19 protein-coding genes are annotated in these 15,416 nt (G+C 63.4%); 7 read left to right on the top strand and 12 right to left on the bottom strand.

All coding sequences use genetic code 11. The features are described 5' to 3' along the window. Positions 1-19 precede the first annotated feature (19 nt). From HYR72_18300 to HYR72_18285, 4 genes are read left to right on the top strand one after another with little or no spacing between them, the layout of a single operon-like run. Positions 20-1,807, top strand: a complete 1,788-nt coding sequence (locus HYR72_18300; GenBank protein ID MBI1816934.1) for an ABC transporter ATP-binding protein — start codon at positions 20-22, stop codon at positions 1,805-1,807. 36 nt (positions 1,808-1,843) lie between these two features. Next, positions 1,844-3,016 (top strand): glycosyltransferase family 1 protein, encoded by a 1,173-nt coding sequence (locus HYR72_18295; GenBank protein MBI1816933.1) that lies wholly within the window; start codon positions 1,844-1,846, stop codon positions 3,014-3,016. Then, on the top strand, positions 3,013-4,170 hold the full coding sequence (locus HYR72_18290) for a hypothetical protein (protein ID MBI1816932.1): 1,158 nt from the start codon (positions 3,013-3,015) through the stop codon (positions 4,168-4,170). Before HYR72_18295 ends, HYR72_18290 begins: the two co-directional genes overlap by 4 nt. Continuing rightward, the gene (locus HYR72_18285) at positions 4,167-5,324 is read left to right on the top strand and encodes a glycosyltransferase family 1 protein (GenBank protein ID MBI1816931.1); all 1,158 of its coding nucleotides are present in this window, start codon (positions 4,167-4,169) and stop codon (positions 5,322-5,324) included. The genes HYR72_18290 and HYR72_18285 overlap by 4 nt, the downstream gene beginning before the upstream one ends. A gap of 18 nt (positions 5,325-5,342) precedes the next feature. Here HYR72_18285 and HYR72_18280 read toward each other — a convergent pair whose 3' ends face one another. Both HYR72_18280 and HYR72_18275 read right to left on the bottom strand, forming a co-directional pair. Continuing rightward, positions 5,343-5,615 carry a hypothetical protein gene (locus HYR72_18280; protein ID MBI1816930.1) on the bottom strand — a complete coding sequence of 91 codons (273 nt, stop codon included), beginning with the start codon at positions 5,613-5,615 and terminating at the stop codon, positions 5,343-5,345. Positions 5,616-5,650: 35 nt separating this feature from the next. After that, a complete protein-coding gene (locus HYR72_18275) occupies positions 5,651-6,193 on the bottom strand; it encodes a hypothetical protein (protein MBI1816929.1) in 543 nt (180 codons plus the stop codon). Positions 6,194-6,315: 122 nt separating this feature from the next. Here HYR72_18275 and HYR72_18270 point away from each other — a divergent pair, with 122 nt between their 5' ends. Continuing rightward, entirely contained in the window at positions 6,316-7,068 is a 753-nt protein-coding gene (locus tag HYR72_18270; protein ID MBI1816928.1) for a slipin family protein, read from the top strand. Between the two features lie 6 nt (positions 7,069-7,074). Next, a complete protein-coding gene (locus HYR72_18265; protein MBI1816927.1) occupies positions 7,075-8,388 on the top strand; it encodes an aminopeptidase P N-terminal domain-containing protein in 1,314 nt (437 codons plus the stop codon). Between the two features lie 15 nt (positions 8,389-8,403). Here HYR72_18265 and HYR72_18260 read toward each other — a convergent pair whose 3' ends face one another. The 8 genes from HYR72_18260 to HYR72_18225 all read right to left on the bottom strand — a co-directional run bounded on the left by HYR72_18260 (position 8,404) and on the right by HYR72_18225 (position 13,990). After that, complete coding sequence (locus HYR72_18260; protein MBI1816926.1) at positions 8,404-8,799, bottom strand: Hsp20/alpha crystallin family protein; 396 nt, start codon at positions 8,797-8,799, stop codon at positions 8,404-8,406. A gap of 27 nt (positions 8,800-8,826) precedes the next feature. After that, positions 8,827-9,273: an Hsp20/alpha crystallin family protein gene (locus HYR72_18255; protein MBI1816925.1), complete on the bottom strand. Its 447-nt coding sequence runs from the start codon at positions 9,271-9,273 to the stop codon at positions 8,827-8,829. 160 nt (positions 9,274-9,433) lie between these two features. Next, positions 9,434-10,900, bottom strand: coding sequence for a leucyl aminopeptidase (locus HYR72_18250; protein MBI1816924.1), 1,467 nt, complete (start codon positions 10,898-10,900; stop codon positions 9,434-9,436). Between the two features lie 10 nt (positions 10,901-10,910). Continuing rightward, positions 10,911-11,195 carry a hypothetical protein gene (locus HYR72_18245; GenBank protein ID MBI1816923.1) on the bottom strand — a complete coding sequence of 95 codons (285 nt, stop codon included), beginning with the start codon at positions 11,193-11,195 and terminating at the stop codon, positions 10,911-10,913. Continuing rightward, positions 11,192-11,638 carry a 6-carboxytetrahydropterin synthase gene (locus HYR72_18240; GenBank protein ID MBI1816922.1) on the bottom strand — a complete coding sequence of 149 codons (447 nt, stop codon included), beginning with the start codon at positions 11,636-11,638 and terminating at the stop codon, positions 11,192-11,194. The genes HYR72_18245 and HYR72_18240 overlap by 4 nt, the downstream gene beginning before the upstream one ends. 79 nt (positions 11,639-11,717) lie before the next feature. Then, positions 11,718-12,686 (bottom strand): electron transfer flavoprotein subunit alpha/FixB family protein, encoded by a 969-nt coding sequence (locus HYR72_18235; protein ID MBI1816921.1) that lies wholly within the window; start codon positions 12,684-12,686, stop codon positions 11,718-11,720. A gap of 25 nt (positions 12,687-12,711) precedes the next feature. Then, positions 12,712-13,467 carry an electron transfer flavoprotein subunit beta/FixA family protein gene (locus HYR72_18230; protein ID MBI1816920.1) on the bottom strand — a complete coding sequence of 252 codons (756 nt, stop codon included), beginning with the start codon at positions 13,465-13,467 and terminating at the stop codon, positions 12,712-12,714. Positions 13,468-13,579: 112 nt separating this feature from the next. Then, on the bottom strand, positions 13,580-13,990 hold the full coding sequence (locus HYR72_18225) for an EVE domain-containing protein (GenBank protein ID MBI1816919.1): 411 nt from the start codon (positions 13,988-13,990) through the stop codon (positions 13,580-13,582). Positions 13,991-14,153: 163 nt separating this feature from the next. Here HYR72_18225 and HYR72_18220 point away from each other — a divergent pair, with 163 nt between their 5' ends. Next, complete coding sequence (locus HYR72_18220) at positions 14,154-14,615, top strand: hypothetical protein (GenBank protein ID MBI1816918.1); 462 nt, start codon at positions 14,154-14,156, stop codon at positions 14,613-14,615. 275 nt (positions 14,616-14,890) lie between these two features. Here the strand turns inward: HYR72_18220 and HYR72_18215 are convergent, their stop codons facing one another. Both HYR72_18215 and tatA read right to left on the bottom strand, forming a co-directional pair. Beyond that, on the bottom strand, positions 14,891-15,091 hold the full coding sequence (locus tag HYR72_18215) for a caspase family protein (GenBank protein ID MBI1816917.1): 201 nt from the start codon (positions 15,089-15,091) through the stop codon (positions 14,891-14,893). Between the two features lie 103 nt (positions 15,092-15,194). Beyond that, positions 15,195-15,380 (bottom strand): twin-arginine translocase TatA/TatE family subunit, encoded by a 186-nt coding sequence (gene tatA / locus HYR72_18210; protein MBI1816916.1) that lies wholly within the window; start codon positions 15,378-15,380, stop codon positions 15,195-15,197. Positions 15,381-15,416: the final 36 nt, after the last annotated feature.

Here is a 15,416-nt window from a genome sequence, read left to right as displayed (position 1 = left end):
CGGGGCGGGCGGATTCCGGATGACGCTACTGCCTAAAGTCCTCCGCTATGTCTGGCCGTACCGACTGCGCTTCCTGTTCGCGGTGCTGCAGGTGTTTGCGCTGGCGGGACTGGAGATGCTCAAGCCGTGGCCGCTCAAGATCGTCATCGATAATGTGTTGACGGCCACGCCGCTGTCGTGGGAGCCGCTGCAGTCGATGACGCCGTACGCGCTGCTAGTCGGGGCGGTCCTCGGAATCATTGCAATCTATCTGCTACTGGGAGCGGTGAGTGTGGCCAACAACTACACCACCATCTCGATCGGCCAAGCGATGGTGAACGATCTGCGCAGCCAACTTTACGGACACCTGCAGCGGTTGTCGCTGGCGTTCCACACCAATGCGTCGGTCGGCGATCTCATCTATCGCGTCACCGCCGATACCTACGCCATCCAGACGCTGGCGATGAACGGCATCTTTCCGATTCTCTCGGCCGTGGTGCTGCTCGGTGGCATGTTCGCCGTGATGATCCGCTTGGATTGGTATCTCACATTGATCGCGCTCGGCATTTGCCCGCTGTTGGTGCTGGCGATCGCCGGGTTAAACCGGCGCATGACCACGATCGCGGTGCAGGCGCGCGAGCGCGAGAGCGAAGTCTATCAGCACGTCCAGCGCAGCATGGGCGCGATCAAAGTCGTGCAAGCTTTCTCGCGCGAAGCCGATGAGCACCGCGCGTTCGTCGCCCACAGCAGTGCCAGCTTGCGCAGCAGCCTCAAGCTCTACACGTTTCAGACCGCGTACGGCGCGTTTACCAACGTCGTGCTCGCCGGTGGGACGGCGGCGGTGGTGTGGGTGGCCGCGCACCACGTCATGGCCGGCACGTTGCGCGTCGGCGATATGGTCGTGTTCGTCAGCTACCTGGCTTCGCTCTATGGGCCGCTCAACTCGATCATTCAAACCTATGGACTGGTGCAAGGTGCGCGCGCCGGCGTGGTGCGCGTCTTCGAGTTGCTCGATACCCCGTCGCAGGTACCGGACGGGACGCGGGAGTTGCCGGCGGCGCGCGGCCACGGCGCCGAAGTGCAATTCAATCGAGTCGAATTCTCGTATCGGCCAGAGCGCAAAGCGCTGTCCGAGGTGAGTTTCACGGCGAAGCCGGGCCAGGTGATCGCGATCGTTGGCCCGACGGGCGCCGGCAAGAGCACGTTGGTGAGCTTGATCCCGCGCTTTTACGACGCGATCGGTGGCGCAGTAACGATTGACGGCATTGATGTGCGCGAGCTGCGCCTGACGTCGTTGCGCAACCGCATCAGCATGGTCCTCCAGCCACCGATGGTGTTTCCGGTCAGCATTCGCGACAACATCGCCTACAGCGTGCCGGGCGCGAGCGACGCGGAGATCGAAGGCGCCGCGCGCCGGGCGCAGGCGCATGAGTTCATTCAACGCCTGCCGGCCGGCTACGAGACCGTGATCGGTGAAGCAGGCGTCACGCTCTCCGAGGGCGAGCGGCAGCGTCTGACGATTGCGCGCGCGCTGCTCCGCGACACGCCGATCCTCATTCTCGACGAACCAACCTCCTCCGTCGACGCCGGCACCGAAGCAGCTATCATGCACGGCTTTGACGCGCTGATGTCCGGTCGCACCACGTTCGTGATCGCCCATCGCCTCAGCACCGTCCGGCGCGCCGACGTGATCTTGGTGCTGCGCGACGGCGAGATCATCGAGCGTGGCACCTTCGCTGAACTCGTAGCGCAGCGCGGAGCGTTCTATGGACTCTACGCCCAGCAATTCGGGATCGAAGAGGAGCCCACGCCCGCGCGGGTCGGATGATGATCGGATGACGACGCCGTTTTCAATCCATCGTGTATGAAGATCGTCGTCACCGGTCTGATTGCGACCTATCCGCTCGGCGGCGTGAGTTGGGATTACATCGCCTACGTCGCCGGCTTCGCCCGGCTCGGGCACGAGGTTTTCTATCTCGAAGACACCGGCAACTGGTTCTACGATCCGCGTGCGCAGACGTTCACCGATGACGTGACGTACAACGTCAACTACTTGCTTGACGCGATGCGCTACGCCGGCGTGGATCTCGGCGATCGGTGGTCGGTGCGGAGTCCGGACGGTGTGTATCATGGCGCTTCGGAGGCGGCGGTCGCGCGCTTCTGTCAGGATGCCGATTTGCTTTTGAATGTGTCCGGCGCCTGTTGGCTGCGCGAGGCCTATCGCGGCGCCCGCCGCACGGCGTACCTCGACAGCGATCCGTGTTACAGCCAGGCCAAGCTCATGGCCGTCGAACGCGGCACGGCGAGCGAGGATGTCGTGTACTCGGTCGGCTTGATCCGCGCGCACGACTGCTTCTTCACGTTTGCGGAAAACATCGCGAGGCCATCGTGCCGCATTCCGGACTGTGGTCTGATCTGGCAGACGACGCGCCAACCGATCGTGCTCGATCATTGGCCGGTGCGTTTCGATGCGGCCGCCGAGGCGTTCACCACGGTGATGTCGTGGAAGACCGACGTGACGCTGCCCGCGATCGATGGCGTGACGTACGGCGGCAAGGACGTCGAGTTTCGCAAGTTCCTCGATCTTCCCCAACACACGCCGGCGGTGATCGAAGTCGCGGTTGCGGGCGACGCGCCGGTTGATGATCTCCGCCGACGCGGTTGGCGCGTGGTCGATCCGCGGGCCAAGTCGGGCACGATGGCCGCGTATCGCGACTACCTCGCGCACTCGCGCGGCGAATGGAGCGTCGCGAAGAATGCCTACGTCGCATCGCGCAGCGGTTGGTTCAGCACGCGCACCGCGGCGTATCTCGCGCTCGGCAAGCCGGCGGTGGTGCAAGACACCGGCTTCAGCGCGATCTATCCAACCGGCGCCGGACTGTTCGCGTTCTCGACGATGGATGAAGCCGTCGCGGCGCTCGCCACGATCAATGCCGATTACCGGAAGCACTGCAACGCCGCGCGCGCGTTGGCAGAGCAGGAGTTCGTTTCCGATCGGGTGCTGACGCGGCTGCTGGCGAATGCCGGACTTGGATGACTCCCAGACGGATCATAATCGCAGGCGCCATCGGGCATCATCCGATCGGTGGTGCCGGCAACGCGTGGGCGTTTCTGCAATACCTGCTCGGCTTTCGCGCCTTGGGCATCGAGACATTTTATGTTGAACATCTCGAAGCGAAATCCTGCTGGGACGCGCAGTGGCAGCCGACGACGTTCGATCACAGTGTCAACGCGAAGACGTTCGCGGCGTTGTCGCGGCGTTTCGCACTCGACGGCACGATGGCGCTGCTCGACGAGCAGAGCGATTCGCACGTGGGCCTCTCGCGCGGCGAAGTGCACCAGCTTGCACGCGACTGCGATCTGTTCATCAACATGTCCGGCCGCTTCCATGAGCGCGAGATTCTGGCGGCGGCGCGTCGACGGCTCTACCTCGATATGGATCCCGGCTTCACCCAGATCTGGCAGGAGCAGTACCACGTCGACATGAACCTGCGCGGGCACGATTGTTACGTTACGGTCGGTTTGAACTTCGGACAACCAGATTGCCCGTTGCCGACCTGCGGCGTCGCGTGGCAGACCATCGTGCCGCCGGTGGTGATCGAGGAATGGGATACGACAACGCCACCGGGCGATGCGTACACAACCGTCGCCGATTGGCGTGGCTACGGCGCGGTCGAATGGAATGGAGTCTGGTACGGCCAGAAGGCGCAAGAGTTCACCCGCGTGATTGACGTGCCGCGGCGCGTGAACACGCCGCTGGAGATCTGCCTGGCGATTCATCCCGACGAAGCCGATCGCGCCGTGCTGGCGCAACACGGCTGGCGGTTGAGCGATCCGCAGGTGCATGCGGCCACGCCGGACAGTTACCGCGATTTCATCTGGCGCTCGCGCGGCGAGTTCACCGCCGCCAAGCACGGCTACGTGGCCGGTCGTAGCGGATGGTTCAGCGATCGCAGCGCCTGCTACTTGGCGGCGGGGCGACCAGTGATTCTGCAAGACACCGGATTCAGCCGATACGTACCCGTCGGGCGGGGATTGCTCGCGTTCGACGATGCAGCAAGTGCGGCCGCCGCCATCACCGCGGTGGACTTAGACTATGCGGCGCATGCGCAGGCCGCGTGCGCGCTGGCGCGCACGTGTTTCGATGCACGCATCGTCTTGCCGCATTTGTTGGAGTTGGCTGGCTTGTGAGCGCTGACAAGATCATCGTCTCGGGGTTTCTCATCCGCTGTCCGCTGGGCGGCTACGCCTGGCAGATCTTGCACTACATGGTCGGACTGCGGCAGCTCGGCTTCGATCCCTACTTCGTCGAAGACACCTCGTCATTCCCCGGATGCTACGATCCGCGCACCAATAGTGACACGGACGATCCCGCCAGTGGCATCGCGTTCGCCGAAGAATTTTTTGCCCGCTACGGCTTCGGCGGTCGCTGGACATTCCGCGACATCGCGCGCGACCGCATCGCAGGGCTGGGTCGCGATGCGCGCGATGCGTTGCTGGCAGAAGCGCGCGTCGTCATCAACCTCGCGGGGGTGAACCGCCTGCCGTCCAAACCGGGGCAGCAACTGGTCTTCATCGACTTCGATCCCGCCTACACGCAAATCCGCGCCGCGAGTGGGGATCGCGCACTGCTGGAGTTGCTCGACGAGCATGACGCGCTGTTCACCCTCGGCGAAAACATCGGGCGACCCGGTTGTCGTGTACCAACGGCGGGATTCACCTGGCATCCGACGCGCCAACCGATCGTTCTCGATCTCTGGTCGCCGCTGGCGGCCGACACGCCGGCGGCGTTCACCACCGTCGGGCGCTGGGACGAGAACCGTCGCGAGATCCACTTCGAGGGCGAGACCTACTCCTGGCGCAAGCGCGTCGAGTGGATGAAGTTCCTGGCGCTACCGCACCGCACCGGCGCACGCTTCCGCGTAGCGATGGACATCGCCAAGCTGCCCAACGATCTCCGCGCGTTGCAGCAGAACGGCTGGGAGGTCATCGATCCGATCGCGCTGTCGGCTGATGCCGAGCGCTATCACGACTTCATCTGCGCATCGCGGGGCGAGTTCACCGTGGCGAAGGACCTCAACGTGCGGTTGGCGACTGGCTGGTTCTCCGATCGCAGCGCGTGTTACCTCGCCGCCGGGCGTCCGGTGATCACGCAGGACACGGGGTTTGATCGCATCTTCCCGACCGGCAAGGGACTGTTCAGCGTGCGGTCGACCGACGAGGCGGTCGACGCGGTGCACACGAGTGGTATCGACTTGGTGCAGGAGAGCCATGCGGCGCGCGACATTGCGGAACGCTTCTTCCGCGCCGAGCATGTGCTGCGTGAGTTGTTGAGCGTCCTTTAGAAGCGCTACACGCTTTCTCTACTGCAGCGCGGGCTTCGGCGGCGGCGCGAAGGTATGCGTCACCACCACCTCGACTTCATCGGTCGATGCCACGCCGCGGCTGCGAACGTGGGCTGCCCAACCCTCGAATGAGCGCAGGTGGCTGAAGACGGCACGGATAAGACCGGGCTTGATGTGCGCCTCCCACTGGGCGAGCCAGTGATCGTCTTCGAAGTCGTCGTCTTCCAGCAGTTCGGGCGGAATCTCCGCTTCGAGCGAAAAGCGTAACGTGAATGATTTCTCGTTCTTCATGCCAGACCTCTCAACGGTGGGGGCGTTGGCGCAGCTCAGATTCCGAACGGCCGACTGAGCAACACCTGACCCTGCGGGCTGACGACATAGATGGTGACGGTATCGAACGGTGGCTGCCCCGGCTCGTGCGGGAGGATGGCGTTGATGCGTTCCCAACGATCACTGAGCGAGAGCGCCTCGCCTGAAGACGGATTGCCGGCGTGGAAGTGGCCACCGGCTGTGATTGCCAAACCTTTCGCTTGCGGCGGCCAGATGGCCCACAGATGCGGCGTGACGTGGTCGTTGCGCGCGACCAGGAACACATACCCGCGCAACGGCTCGGGCGCGGTGGCGCGCACGCGCAACGACACACTCAGCCGCTCGCCGCCCTCGCTGCGCTCTTGTCGCGCGCTAAAGCGGTCGAACTCGACCGCAGGTGCGGCATCGGTTTCCACGCCGGCGGTAGCCGCGATTGGTTTGCGTTGTTCGAGCACACGAGTGAGCGCGAGGTACCCGAGCGCCAACACCACCACGAGCGAGGTGGTGAAGGCGGCCGAATTGGCGGCGCGGCGCCAACGGAGTGGATTCGGAGTCGCCACAAATCAAGCGTAGCACAGCCGCCCGGTGATCGCAGAACCGGTTGCGCGGGGCCGGTTCCGCGAATCGACCAGCATAGGCGCGCACGTTGCGGCCGGCTCTGACCGTCTGCTAGGGTGCCATCATGTTCGTCGGGCCGATTGGTACCGTGCTGGTGATCGTCCTCGTCGCTCTCGTCGCGGGCATCAAGGTGCTCAGCGAGTACGAGCGCGGCGTGGTGTTCCGGCTCGGGCGGCTGGCCCCGGTACGAGGGCCGGGCATCATCTACGTCATCCCGTTCATCGAGCAACTCTTTCGGTTGGATCTGCGCACGGTCACGCTCGACGTGCCGTCGCAAGACGTGATTACACGCGACAACGTGTCAGTGAAGGTGAGCGCGGTACTCTACTTCCGCGTCGTCGATGCCGGCCGCGCGGTAGTCGAGGTGCAGAACTTCATGTACGCCACGTCGCAGATCGCGCAGACCACACTGCGCAGCGTCTGCGGCCAAGCGCATCTCGATGAGTTGCTCGCCGAGCGCGACAAGTTCAACGCCAAGCTGCAAGAGATCATCGACATGCACACCGAGCCGTGGGGCGTGAAAGTGGTATCGGTGGAAGTGAAGCAGATCGATTTGCCCGTCGAGATGCAGCGCGCGATGGCGCGCCAAGCCGAGGCCGAGCGCCTGCGCCGCTCCAAGGTCATCAACGCCGAGGGTGAATTACAGGCCGCAGAGCGCTTGGGAGAAGCCGCGGCCTTGATGGAAAAGGAGCCGGTGGCGATTCAGCTCCGCCTGTTGCAAGCACTCGGGCAGATCGGCACCGAACGCAACCACACCGTGGTGGTACCAGTGCCCATCGATCTGATCCGATCGCTGCTCGCCCGTCCGGCAAGTTGACTCCTCATGCCGTTCGATCGCGACACCGCGGCGCGCCGCCGTCGAGCGGTGATGGACGCCATCGGCCCGGATGCCGCGGCCGTCTTTCCCGCCGCGCCGGTGGCCCTGCGCTCGAACGACGTCGAGTATCGCTACCGGCAGGACAACGACTTCTACTACCTCACCGGGTTTCTCGAACCGGAGGCGGTCTGCGTGCTGCTGCCCGGACAACCGCAGAGCGAGGAGTTCGTCTTGTTCGTACAACCGCGCGATCCAGATCGCGAGACCTGGACGGGATTGCGCGCCGGCGTCGAAGGGGCGACGGAACGCTACGGCGCTGACATCGCGTACACGGTCGACAAGCTCGACGAAAAGATTCTCGCCTACGTCGGCGAGCGCGAGCGTTTGTACTGCCAGATGGGGCGTCACTCCGCGTTTACGCAGCGCCTCCTGAGTTGGCTGCAACAGTGGCAAACGCAACGGCCACGCAGCGGTCGGGGCCCGACAACGGTGATTGACCCGAGCGAGATTCTCCACGAGATGCGGCTGTTCAAAGACCCCGCCGAACTCGCCGCGATGCGCCGTGCGATCGCGATCGCCGCCGAAGCGCACACTGCGGCCATGCGGGCCGTACGCCCCGGCGTGCACGAATACGAGATCGAAGCGTTGCTCGACTACACCTTTCGCCACCAGGGCGGATGGGGTCCGGCGTATCCGTCGATCGTCGCCTCCGGCAGCAACGCGACGATTCTGCACTACGTGACCAACGACCGCATGATGCAGGCCGGCGATCTGTTGTTGATCGACGCCGGCGCCGAGTTTGACGGCTACTGCGCCGACATCACCCGCACGTATCCGGTCGAGACGGACTTCACCGATCGGCAACGCGAGATCTACGAACTGGTCTTGCGCGCACAACTGCGGGCCATCGAGGCGATTCGTCCGGGAATCCGCTTCGAAGAGGTCCATCATGCGGCACTGGGTGTCCTCGTGGATGGTTTGGTGGGGCTCGGCCTGTTGTGCGGCAGCCCGACCGAGATCATCGAGAAGGAATTATACAAACCGCTCTACATGCACCGCACCAGTCATTGGCTGGGCCTCGATGTCCACGATGTCGGCAAGTACAAGATCAACGGCGAGTCGCGCGTGCTCGAACCCGGGATGGTGTTGACGGTCGAGCCCGGCATCTATGTCGGCCACCAAGCGCGCGATGCCGACCCACGTTGGGCCGGCATCGGGGTGCGCATTGAAGACGATGTGCTGGTGACCGAAAGCGGTCACGAGGTTTTGTCCGCGGCGATTCCGAAGACGATCGAGGACGTCACCGCCGCTCGCGCCTGAGTTGCGCTCGGAAACTCAGGCCGTTGCCACCGCGATGCGGCGCGGCTTGACGCGCTCGGCCTTGGGGAGTTTCAGTTCGAGCACGCCGTTGTTCAGTTTGGCCGTGATCTGGTCGCTGTCGATGGCGTCGGACACCGTGAAACGGCGCACGTAGTTGCCGACGTTGTACTCGGTGTAGACCGGCGCCAGTTCGGCGTACTCTTTGACCGAGACCCGTCCCGAGATCGAGAGCATGCCGTCAGCGAGATGCACGTCAATAGCGGACTCGACGCCGGGCATGTCGGCCCACAGCCACAACGCATCGGTGGTTTCGTAGATGTCGACGTCCGGAAGATAGGTACGCCCGGCGCGTGTGTGTTCTTCGCGGGCGGTCTCCTGCTTGTCGCGGACGCTGAGTTCCTGGGGTGTCATCGTGTAGTACCTCCGTGGTCTGCGGTGCTAGGCGGCCTGTACCGTAATCTGGCGCGGCTTAACGTCTTCGCGCTTCGGAATGCGAACGGTCAGCAAACCGTGCTTGCACGAGGCTTCGGCGCGGCTCAGGTCAAGGTCGAGCGGCAGTTGCAACGAGCGCGAGAACTCGCCCGCACCGCGTTCGTGGCGGTGAAAGCTGCCATCACTCGGCGGCGTGAACTCGCGCTTGCCCTTCACGGTGAGTGTACGACCCTGCGTTTCGATGCTGATCTGCTCCGGCGATACTCCCGGAACTTCCAGGCGGATGATGTAGCCCTCACGATCGCTGAAAACGTTCACTGGCGGAAAGACGCCGCGGCCAGAAACCCCGAGATCGAGACCGCGCGAATTGCCGAATGCGCGCTCCAACTCACGTTGCAGCGTGAGCAGTGCGTTGGTCGGATCGAAGTCCGACGCTAGGCGAAACAATGCCATGATGAACCTCCTCGTCTAACTGTTCGTCTGGAGTCCGCGGGCCTCGCGAGGGCCGAAACTATTCGGCGCCCGTACTCCGTTAGTCGCTCGCGAATGTAAGAGCGAGTCTCAGCGTGTCAAGGGGCGGGAGGAGACGCCGGCGCCTGGGACGACGACGCGACTACAGGTTGGTGATGTACTGCAGCAGCGTGCGCACGCCGAAGCCGGTGGCGCCGATCGGGTGCGCGGGCAAGGCCTTGTCGGTGATCACCGTACTGGAGAAGTCGATGTGCGCCCACGGCACGTTGGCGACGAACTCGCGCAGAAACAATCCACCGATGATCGTGCCGGCTGAGCCCTCCCCGGTGTTTTTGATGTCGGCAACGCGGCTGTTGATGTCGGCGCGATAGTCGTCGACGAGCGGCAACTCCCATAGGTTCTCACCTGCCCGCTTCCCGGCCTGAATCAACGCCGCGGCAAGTGTGGCGTCGGTGCTCATGATGCCGGCGTAGCGGCGGCCGAGCGCGGCGCCGACCGCCGCAGTCAGCGTCGCCAGATCGATCATCAGGTCGGGCTTCGCTTTGGCGGCGTACGCCAACGCGTCGGCGAGCACGAGCCGTCCTTCAGCATCGGTGTTGAGCACTTCGATGGTCTTGCCGTTGAATGCGCGCACGACATCCCCGGGCCGCATAGCGCGCCCGCTGGGCATGTTCTCGGCGCTGGCCACGTAGCCGCGGACCTCGATGGCGGGGGCGAGTTGGGCGATCACGCTCATCACGCCCAAGATCACGGCGCCGCCGGCCATGTCGCGCTTCTGGCCTTGCATCGCGTCGGGGTTCTTCAGCGAGAGACCACCGCTGTCAAACGTGATCCCCTTGCCGACGATGGCGACTCGTTTCGTGGCGCGCGCGCGCGGTTTGTAGATGAGCTCAATCAACCGCGGTGGCTGGGCGCTGCCTTGGGCGACGCCGAGAATCGCGCCCATCTCCATCCGCTTCAGCGCCCGCTCGTCGAAAATCCGAACCCGCAGGTGATGGCGCCGCGCCAACTCACTGGCTTCCTGCGCCAAACGAATCGGCGTGATCTCCGCCGCCGGTGTCACGATGAGATCGCGAGCGTAGTTCGTTGCCGCGGCGAACAACTCGGCGCGTCGCAGCACGGCGCGAGTGGGGGTATCGGTCCGCGCGACGAGGATCGCGATGCGTGTAGGGCCCGTATCCTTGGCCGGCCGCGATTTGAATCGATCGAAGCGGTAGGCGCTCAGCAGTGCGCCTTCGGCCGTAGTGCTGATCGCGTCGGGGCTCTCCAACCCAGATCCGAAGCTGATCGCTACCGATCGCGCCTTGTGCTGGCGTGCCTGCTCCACGGCGATGGTGCCGAGTTGCAGCCACGTTCGAGGAGCGGCGGCTGGATCGGCGCCGACGAGGACGATGGCATGCGGTGTCAACGCGCGCTGAGTCTGGAAGAACAGAGTGGTGCCGTCCGCCCCCGTGAACTCGGCGCGGGCGACGGCCTCTCGGAGCAAGCGCTTGAGCGGCGGGGCGAAGACCGCGAGGTCGCGTGCGAGGCGCGCACGCGTCGTCGCGATCACGAGTAGGTCAGTGCGGACGTCGGTTGCGTGTTGGGTCGAGAGAGTCAGACGCATCATCTCTCCGGTTCTAGCCGCTGTGGCGCTTCAGGTAGTCGAGCACGGTGGTGAGCTCGCTATCGCTTAACGGTGGAATGCCGCGGCGCTGCATCTCCCCTTGCATACGATCGACTTGATATTTCCACATCTCGAACTTGAGGAGCGAGGGAGCATAGAGACGATGGCACGTTCCGCAGCGCGCCGCGTACATCTTTGCGCCGGGCGACTCCGGCTCCGGCAACTGCGTGCAGCCAGTCATCAGCGTCACGAGTGTCACGCCGAGCCCCACGCTCAGCGCCCTCGTCGCGCGCCTCACCGCTCTTCTCGATAGTAGGCGGCTTGGCCGGTGGTCTCTTCCACACCCACCTGGATCGCGACGATCTCGGTGATCCCTTCCGTCGCGAGCTCGCGCCGCAGTTCTCCGGCGAGGTAGCGAGCTAATTCTTCCGCGGAGCTGTGGACGATCGGCAGCAACGCCGCGTCGGTGCGCGGCAAGCGAAATTCATCGTTCTCGTAGCGCATCACCACCTGTGGACCGTCATCGCTGATGGTCAGGCAGTCGCTGAGCATTGGCACCAGCGTCCGTTCGTTCAAGCGTTCACACACGCGCCGCGCGATCTTCTTGACCACGCCGAAGTCGACGACATAGCCATTGGGACCGAGTTGTCCTTCAACGTCGATCGACACGCGATAGTTGTGCCCGTGCAACGCCTCACGGAAGCCCGGATAGGCGATGAAGTGCGCCGCCGAGAACTTCAGGTAGTCCTTGGTGACGTGGACCCTGAACGACTTGCGAGCCGTGGCGTGGTCCTCTCTTTCAGCCGCGCGTGGGGCGCGCTTAGTGCTTGAGCTTCTCGATCTCTTCCTTCAACTCCGGCACGGCCTTGAACAGATCGGCGACCAGACCGTAGTCGGAGACTTGGAAGATCGGGGCTTCGGCGTCCTTGTTGATGGCGACGATGACCTTCGAGTCTTTCATACCGGCGAGGTGTTGAATCGCGCCGGAAATGCCGACAGCGATGTACAGCTCGGGCGCGACGACCTTTCCAGTCTGCCCGACCTGCAAATCGTTCGGGACGAAGCCGGCATCGACCGCGGCGCGGCTGGCGCCCATGGCGGCGCCCATCGCATCGACCAGCGGTTCGAGGACGGTGGTAAAGTTCTCGCCGCTCTTCAGCCCGCGGCCGCCGGAGACGACGATCCGCGCCTCGGCCAGTACCGGACGATCGGAGGTGATCTCGTTGAAGCTCACGAACTTCATCTTGCGAGAAGCCGCGTCGATGCTCACCGACGCCTTCTCGATCTCCGCCTTGCCGCTCTTCTGTGCAGCGTCGAAGGCGGTGGCGCGGACGCTGATGACTTTGTACTGGCTTTCGAATTTCACGGTCGCGATGGCGTTACCGGCATACATGGGGCGCAGAATCGTCCCGTCGGCATTGATGTCGGTGATGTCGCTGGCCATGCCGGCGTCGAGGCGAACGGCGACGCGGGGCAGGAGATCCTTGCCGATGGCCGTCGCGGTCGCAATCACGATGTCGCTGCCCTTGTCCTTCGCGAGTTGCGAGAGCGCCGCGGCGTAGGCATCCGCGACGTAATGTTCGAGCGTGGCGTCGTCAACCACGAAGACTTTCTTCACGCCGCACTCCGCGAGGTCGGCGGCCAATCCGTCGACGCCCTTGCCGAGAACCGCGGCGTAGCAATCACCGCCGAATTTCGCCGCCGCGTCTTTGCCGGCGGCGAGCGCTACCAGTGTAGTCTTGGGAAACTTGCCGTGGGCGTGCTCGGCGAACACCAGAACGTTGCTCATGTGCAAAACTCCTTGATCCGTGCGCTTAGATGACTTTGGCTTCGGTGTGCAGCAGGTTGACCAGCTCTTGCACCGAGCCGACCACTTTGCCGGCTTGCCGCTTGGGCGGCGACGCCAGTGATAGCACCTTGAGACGCGGGCTCACGTCGATACCGAGATCGGCCACCGGAATCTCTTTGAGTTCTTTCTTGCGCGCTTTCATGATGCCTGGCAGCGACGCGTAGCGCGGTTCGTTCAAGCGCAGATCCGCGGTGACGATACCAGGCAACGCGAACGAAACGTCTTCGAGTCCACCATCGACTTCGCGAGTGACCGTTGCTGACTTCTGATCAGCCGACAACTCGACCTTCGAAGCGAAGGTGGCCTGTGGCCACCCCAACAATTCGGCGAGCATTTGTCCGGCCTGATTGGCGTCGTCGTCGATCGCTTGTTTACCTAACAGTACGAGATCCGCGTTTTCGGTGCGCACCAGCTTCTCAAGAATACGGGCCACGCCGGCCGAATCGAGTTCCTGTTCCGCGAGCACCAGAATCGCCCGATCAGCGCCCATCGCGAGGCCGGTACGGAGTTGCTCCTGGCTCACCTTGCCGCCGATGCTGACAATCACCACTTCAGTACCGCTGACCTTCTCTTTGATTCGCAGCGCTTCTTCGATAGCGATTTCGCAAAATGGGTTCACGACATACTTCAAGTTGTCGGTCACGATCCCGGTACCGTCCGGCTTGACCTTGATGGTGGCGTTCGGATCCGGGACCCGCTTGACAGCGACGAGTATCTTCACAGGAACCTCCTGGGTGGGGAATTCGAAAAACGCGAGTTTCTAACATCCGGGCTATCGACGGTCAAGGTAGGTTGCGCCGCTCCGCTCTCTGGGGAGCACTGAAGATTTCCCCTTACGCGTTTGCCAGGCGCTCGATCTCGGTCCAGTGATCCGCGCTGACCGGCATGACCGACAACCGTGGCAGCCTCAGTAGGTCCCAACCTTGGAACTTCGCCGACGCTTTCATTTCCTTCAACGTCACCGGCCGCGCCAACGCGGCGATCGGCGCGAGATCGACAACTGTCAGCTTCGGATCGTTCTGTTTCGGGTCTGGATACCCGGCGCTCAACGCCTTCGCAATGCCGACCACGGCCTTCTCATCGCCGGTGTGATAGATGAGCAGTTGGTCCCCCGCCTTCACCTCGCGCAGATGCTTGAGCGCCACCGGGTTCTTCACTCCGTCCCACACGGCGCGTTTGTCGCGTTGGAGCTGTGCGAAGGAGTAGGTCGACGGTTCGGTTTTCAACAGCCATCGTCCAGCCATCTGCAGTCTCCCGTGTTCGCGCGACGTAACAAGCGCGGCCCAGGTCGTCAATCGCGGTCCGTGTTCGCCTCCAGGTTCTCCTCCAACGCGGACGGAGCATTGCGCTTGTTCGTCGGCGGTCAACCGCATAGCGTAAGCGGCACGTTCACTTCAGGAGCGATGCATGACAACGATCCTCGCCGCCGGCGGCGGCTTCCTGCTGGCGGTCCTTTGGATGGACCTCATGTTCGACGTTCAGGTGCTCCGCCACAAAGACGCGACGAGCGAGTTGCCAGAGACTGTCCTCGCCTCGATCGCTGCGTACTACCGTCGCGTCACCACCGACGCATGGCCCATGGGTGGGCTGATCGGCATCGTCATGGCGTCAGTCGTTCTGGGGACGCTGGCGCGGGCCGTGTTTGGCAATCAGCCGCGCTGGATCGACATCGTTTCACTGGTGCTCTCCGGCGGTCCGACTGTCTTGGCCCTCTCGCGAGTCGTTCCGAATGCCGCGCGACTCGGCACGCGCTTGGACTCGGCCGCGCACCAGAGCACGCTGGCGCGAGCGATCTGTCGCGAACATCTTGTCTGCCTCGATAGCATCGCGACATTCATCGCAATCCAGCTCTGGGCTGCGCAAATGTAGCTGGCCGATGTCGGTGCCCGCCAAGACTACGTCTCCGTGTCTTGGCGGGCGCTGATGGTCATTCACGTTAGGCGAGCGGAGAGAGAAACGACCGATCGAAATTGGGGGCCGCGCCCCTCGAGCTGCGGCACCTGGTCGAACTTGCGCTGCTTCAGCAGCGCGACCGTGCGCTGGTGCAACTTACGATAGGTGAGCTGACCGCCAGCGTTCTTGATCGCCCAGTCGTCGAGCAGCGGGGCCTTCCAATCGAGGTCGCGCCGCTAGCGCGCGATGCCCTATTCAATCGCCGCGGTGGTCGCCGCGAAGTCCGTGAGCGTAGTGATGTCCTTGCCCTTGAAGCCGTAGAGTTTGATCAGCACGGCTCGCAGATTTTTCACATCGTTGACGCGTCCGCGCAGGTCCGGACCAACCGTACGGTAGCGATTGATGCCGATCAGCGATTGCCAATTGATCGAAGTGCCATCGGGCGGTAGCACCTTGAAGCGGGAGCGACTCTATCGTCGCGACTTCGGGGTGTTTAGGATCTGCCAACGCTGCGATGCAGGGTTGTGGCGTTATCGCCATGAACCCAGCGGGGATCTATGAGGGCTGATCAGTGGTAGAGTCGACCTTCTTTTGTTCCTCTTCCTTGCCCTCAAAAGCTTTCTTGAAGTCACGGATGCCCTTGCCGAGCGCACTCCCCACTTCGGGCAACTTGCCAGGTCCAAAGATCACCAAGGCCACAACGAGAATGACGAGCAATTCAGGAACGCCCATTCCAAGCATAGAACATATCCTCCGCGCAGAATGCTAGCATCCCAG

It is taken from the genome of Deltaproteobacteria bacterium (assembly GCA_016178705.1).
Lineage (GTDB): Bacteria > Desulfobacterota > Binatia > HRBIN30 > JACQVA1 > JACOST01.
Note: the sequence above shows the minus strand (reverse complement) of the source record. Positions and strands in the feature narration are given on the sequence as shown.

Coding starts and splice junctions, on each gene's coding strand:
- HYR72_18300 (MBI1816934.1), top strand. CDS start 20: ATGACGCTACTGCCTAAAGTCCTCCGCTATGTCTGGCCGTACCGACTG.
- HYR72_18295 (MBI1816933.1), top strand. CDS start 1,844: ATGAAGATCGTCGTCACCGGTCTGATTGCGACCTATCCGCTCGGCGGC.
- HYR72_18290 (MBI1816932.1), top strand. CDS start 3,013: ATGACTCCCAGACGGATCATAATCGCAGGCGCCATCGGGCATCATCCG.
- HYR72_18280 (MBI1816930.1), bottom strand. CDS start 5,615: ATGAAGAACGAGAAATCATTCACGTTACGCTTTTCGCTCGAAGCGGAG.
- HYR72_18270 (MBI1816928.1), top strand. CDS start 6,316: ATGTTCGTCGGGCCGATTGGTACCGTGCTGGTGATCGTCCTCGTCGCT.
- HYR72_18265 (MBI1816927.1), top strand. CDS start 7,075: ATGCCGTTCGATCGCGACACCGCGGCGCGCCGCCGTCGAGCGGTGATG.
- HYR72_18260 (MBI1816926.1), bottom strand. CDS start 8,799: ATGACACCCCAGGAACTCAGCGTCCGCGACAAGCAGGAGACCGCCCGC.
- HYR72_18255 (MBI1816925.1), bottom strand. CDS start 9,273: ATGGCATTGTTTCGCCTAGCGTCGGACTTCGATCCGACCAACGCACTG.
- HYR72_18250 (MBI1816924.1), bottom strand. CDS start 10,900: ATGATGCGTCTGACTCTCTCGACCCAACACGCAACCGACGTCCGCACT.
- HYR72_18235 (MBI1816921.1), bottom strand. CDS start 12,686: ATGAGCAACGTTCTGGTGTTCGCCGAGCACGCCCACGGCAAGTTTCCC.
- HYR72_18225 (MBI1816919.1), bottom strand. CDS start 13,990: ATGGCTGGACGATGGCTGTTGAAAACCGAACCGTCGACCTACTCCTTC.
- HYR72_18220 (MBI1816918.1), top strand. CDS start 14,154: ATGACAACGATCCTCGCCGCCGGCGGCGGCTTCCTGCTGGCGGTCCTT.
- tatA (MBI1816916.1), bottom strand. CDS start 15,380: ATGCTTGGAATGGGCGTTCCTGAATTGCTCGTCATTCTCGTTGTGGCC.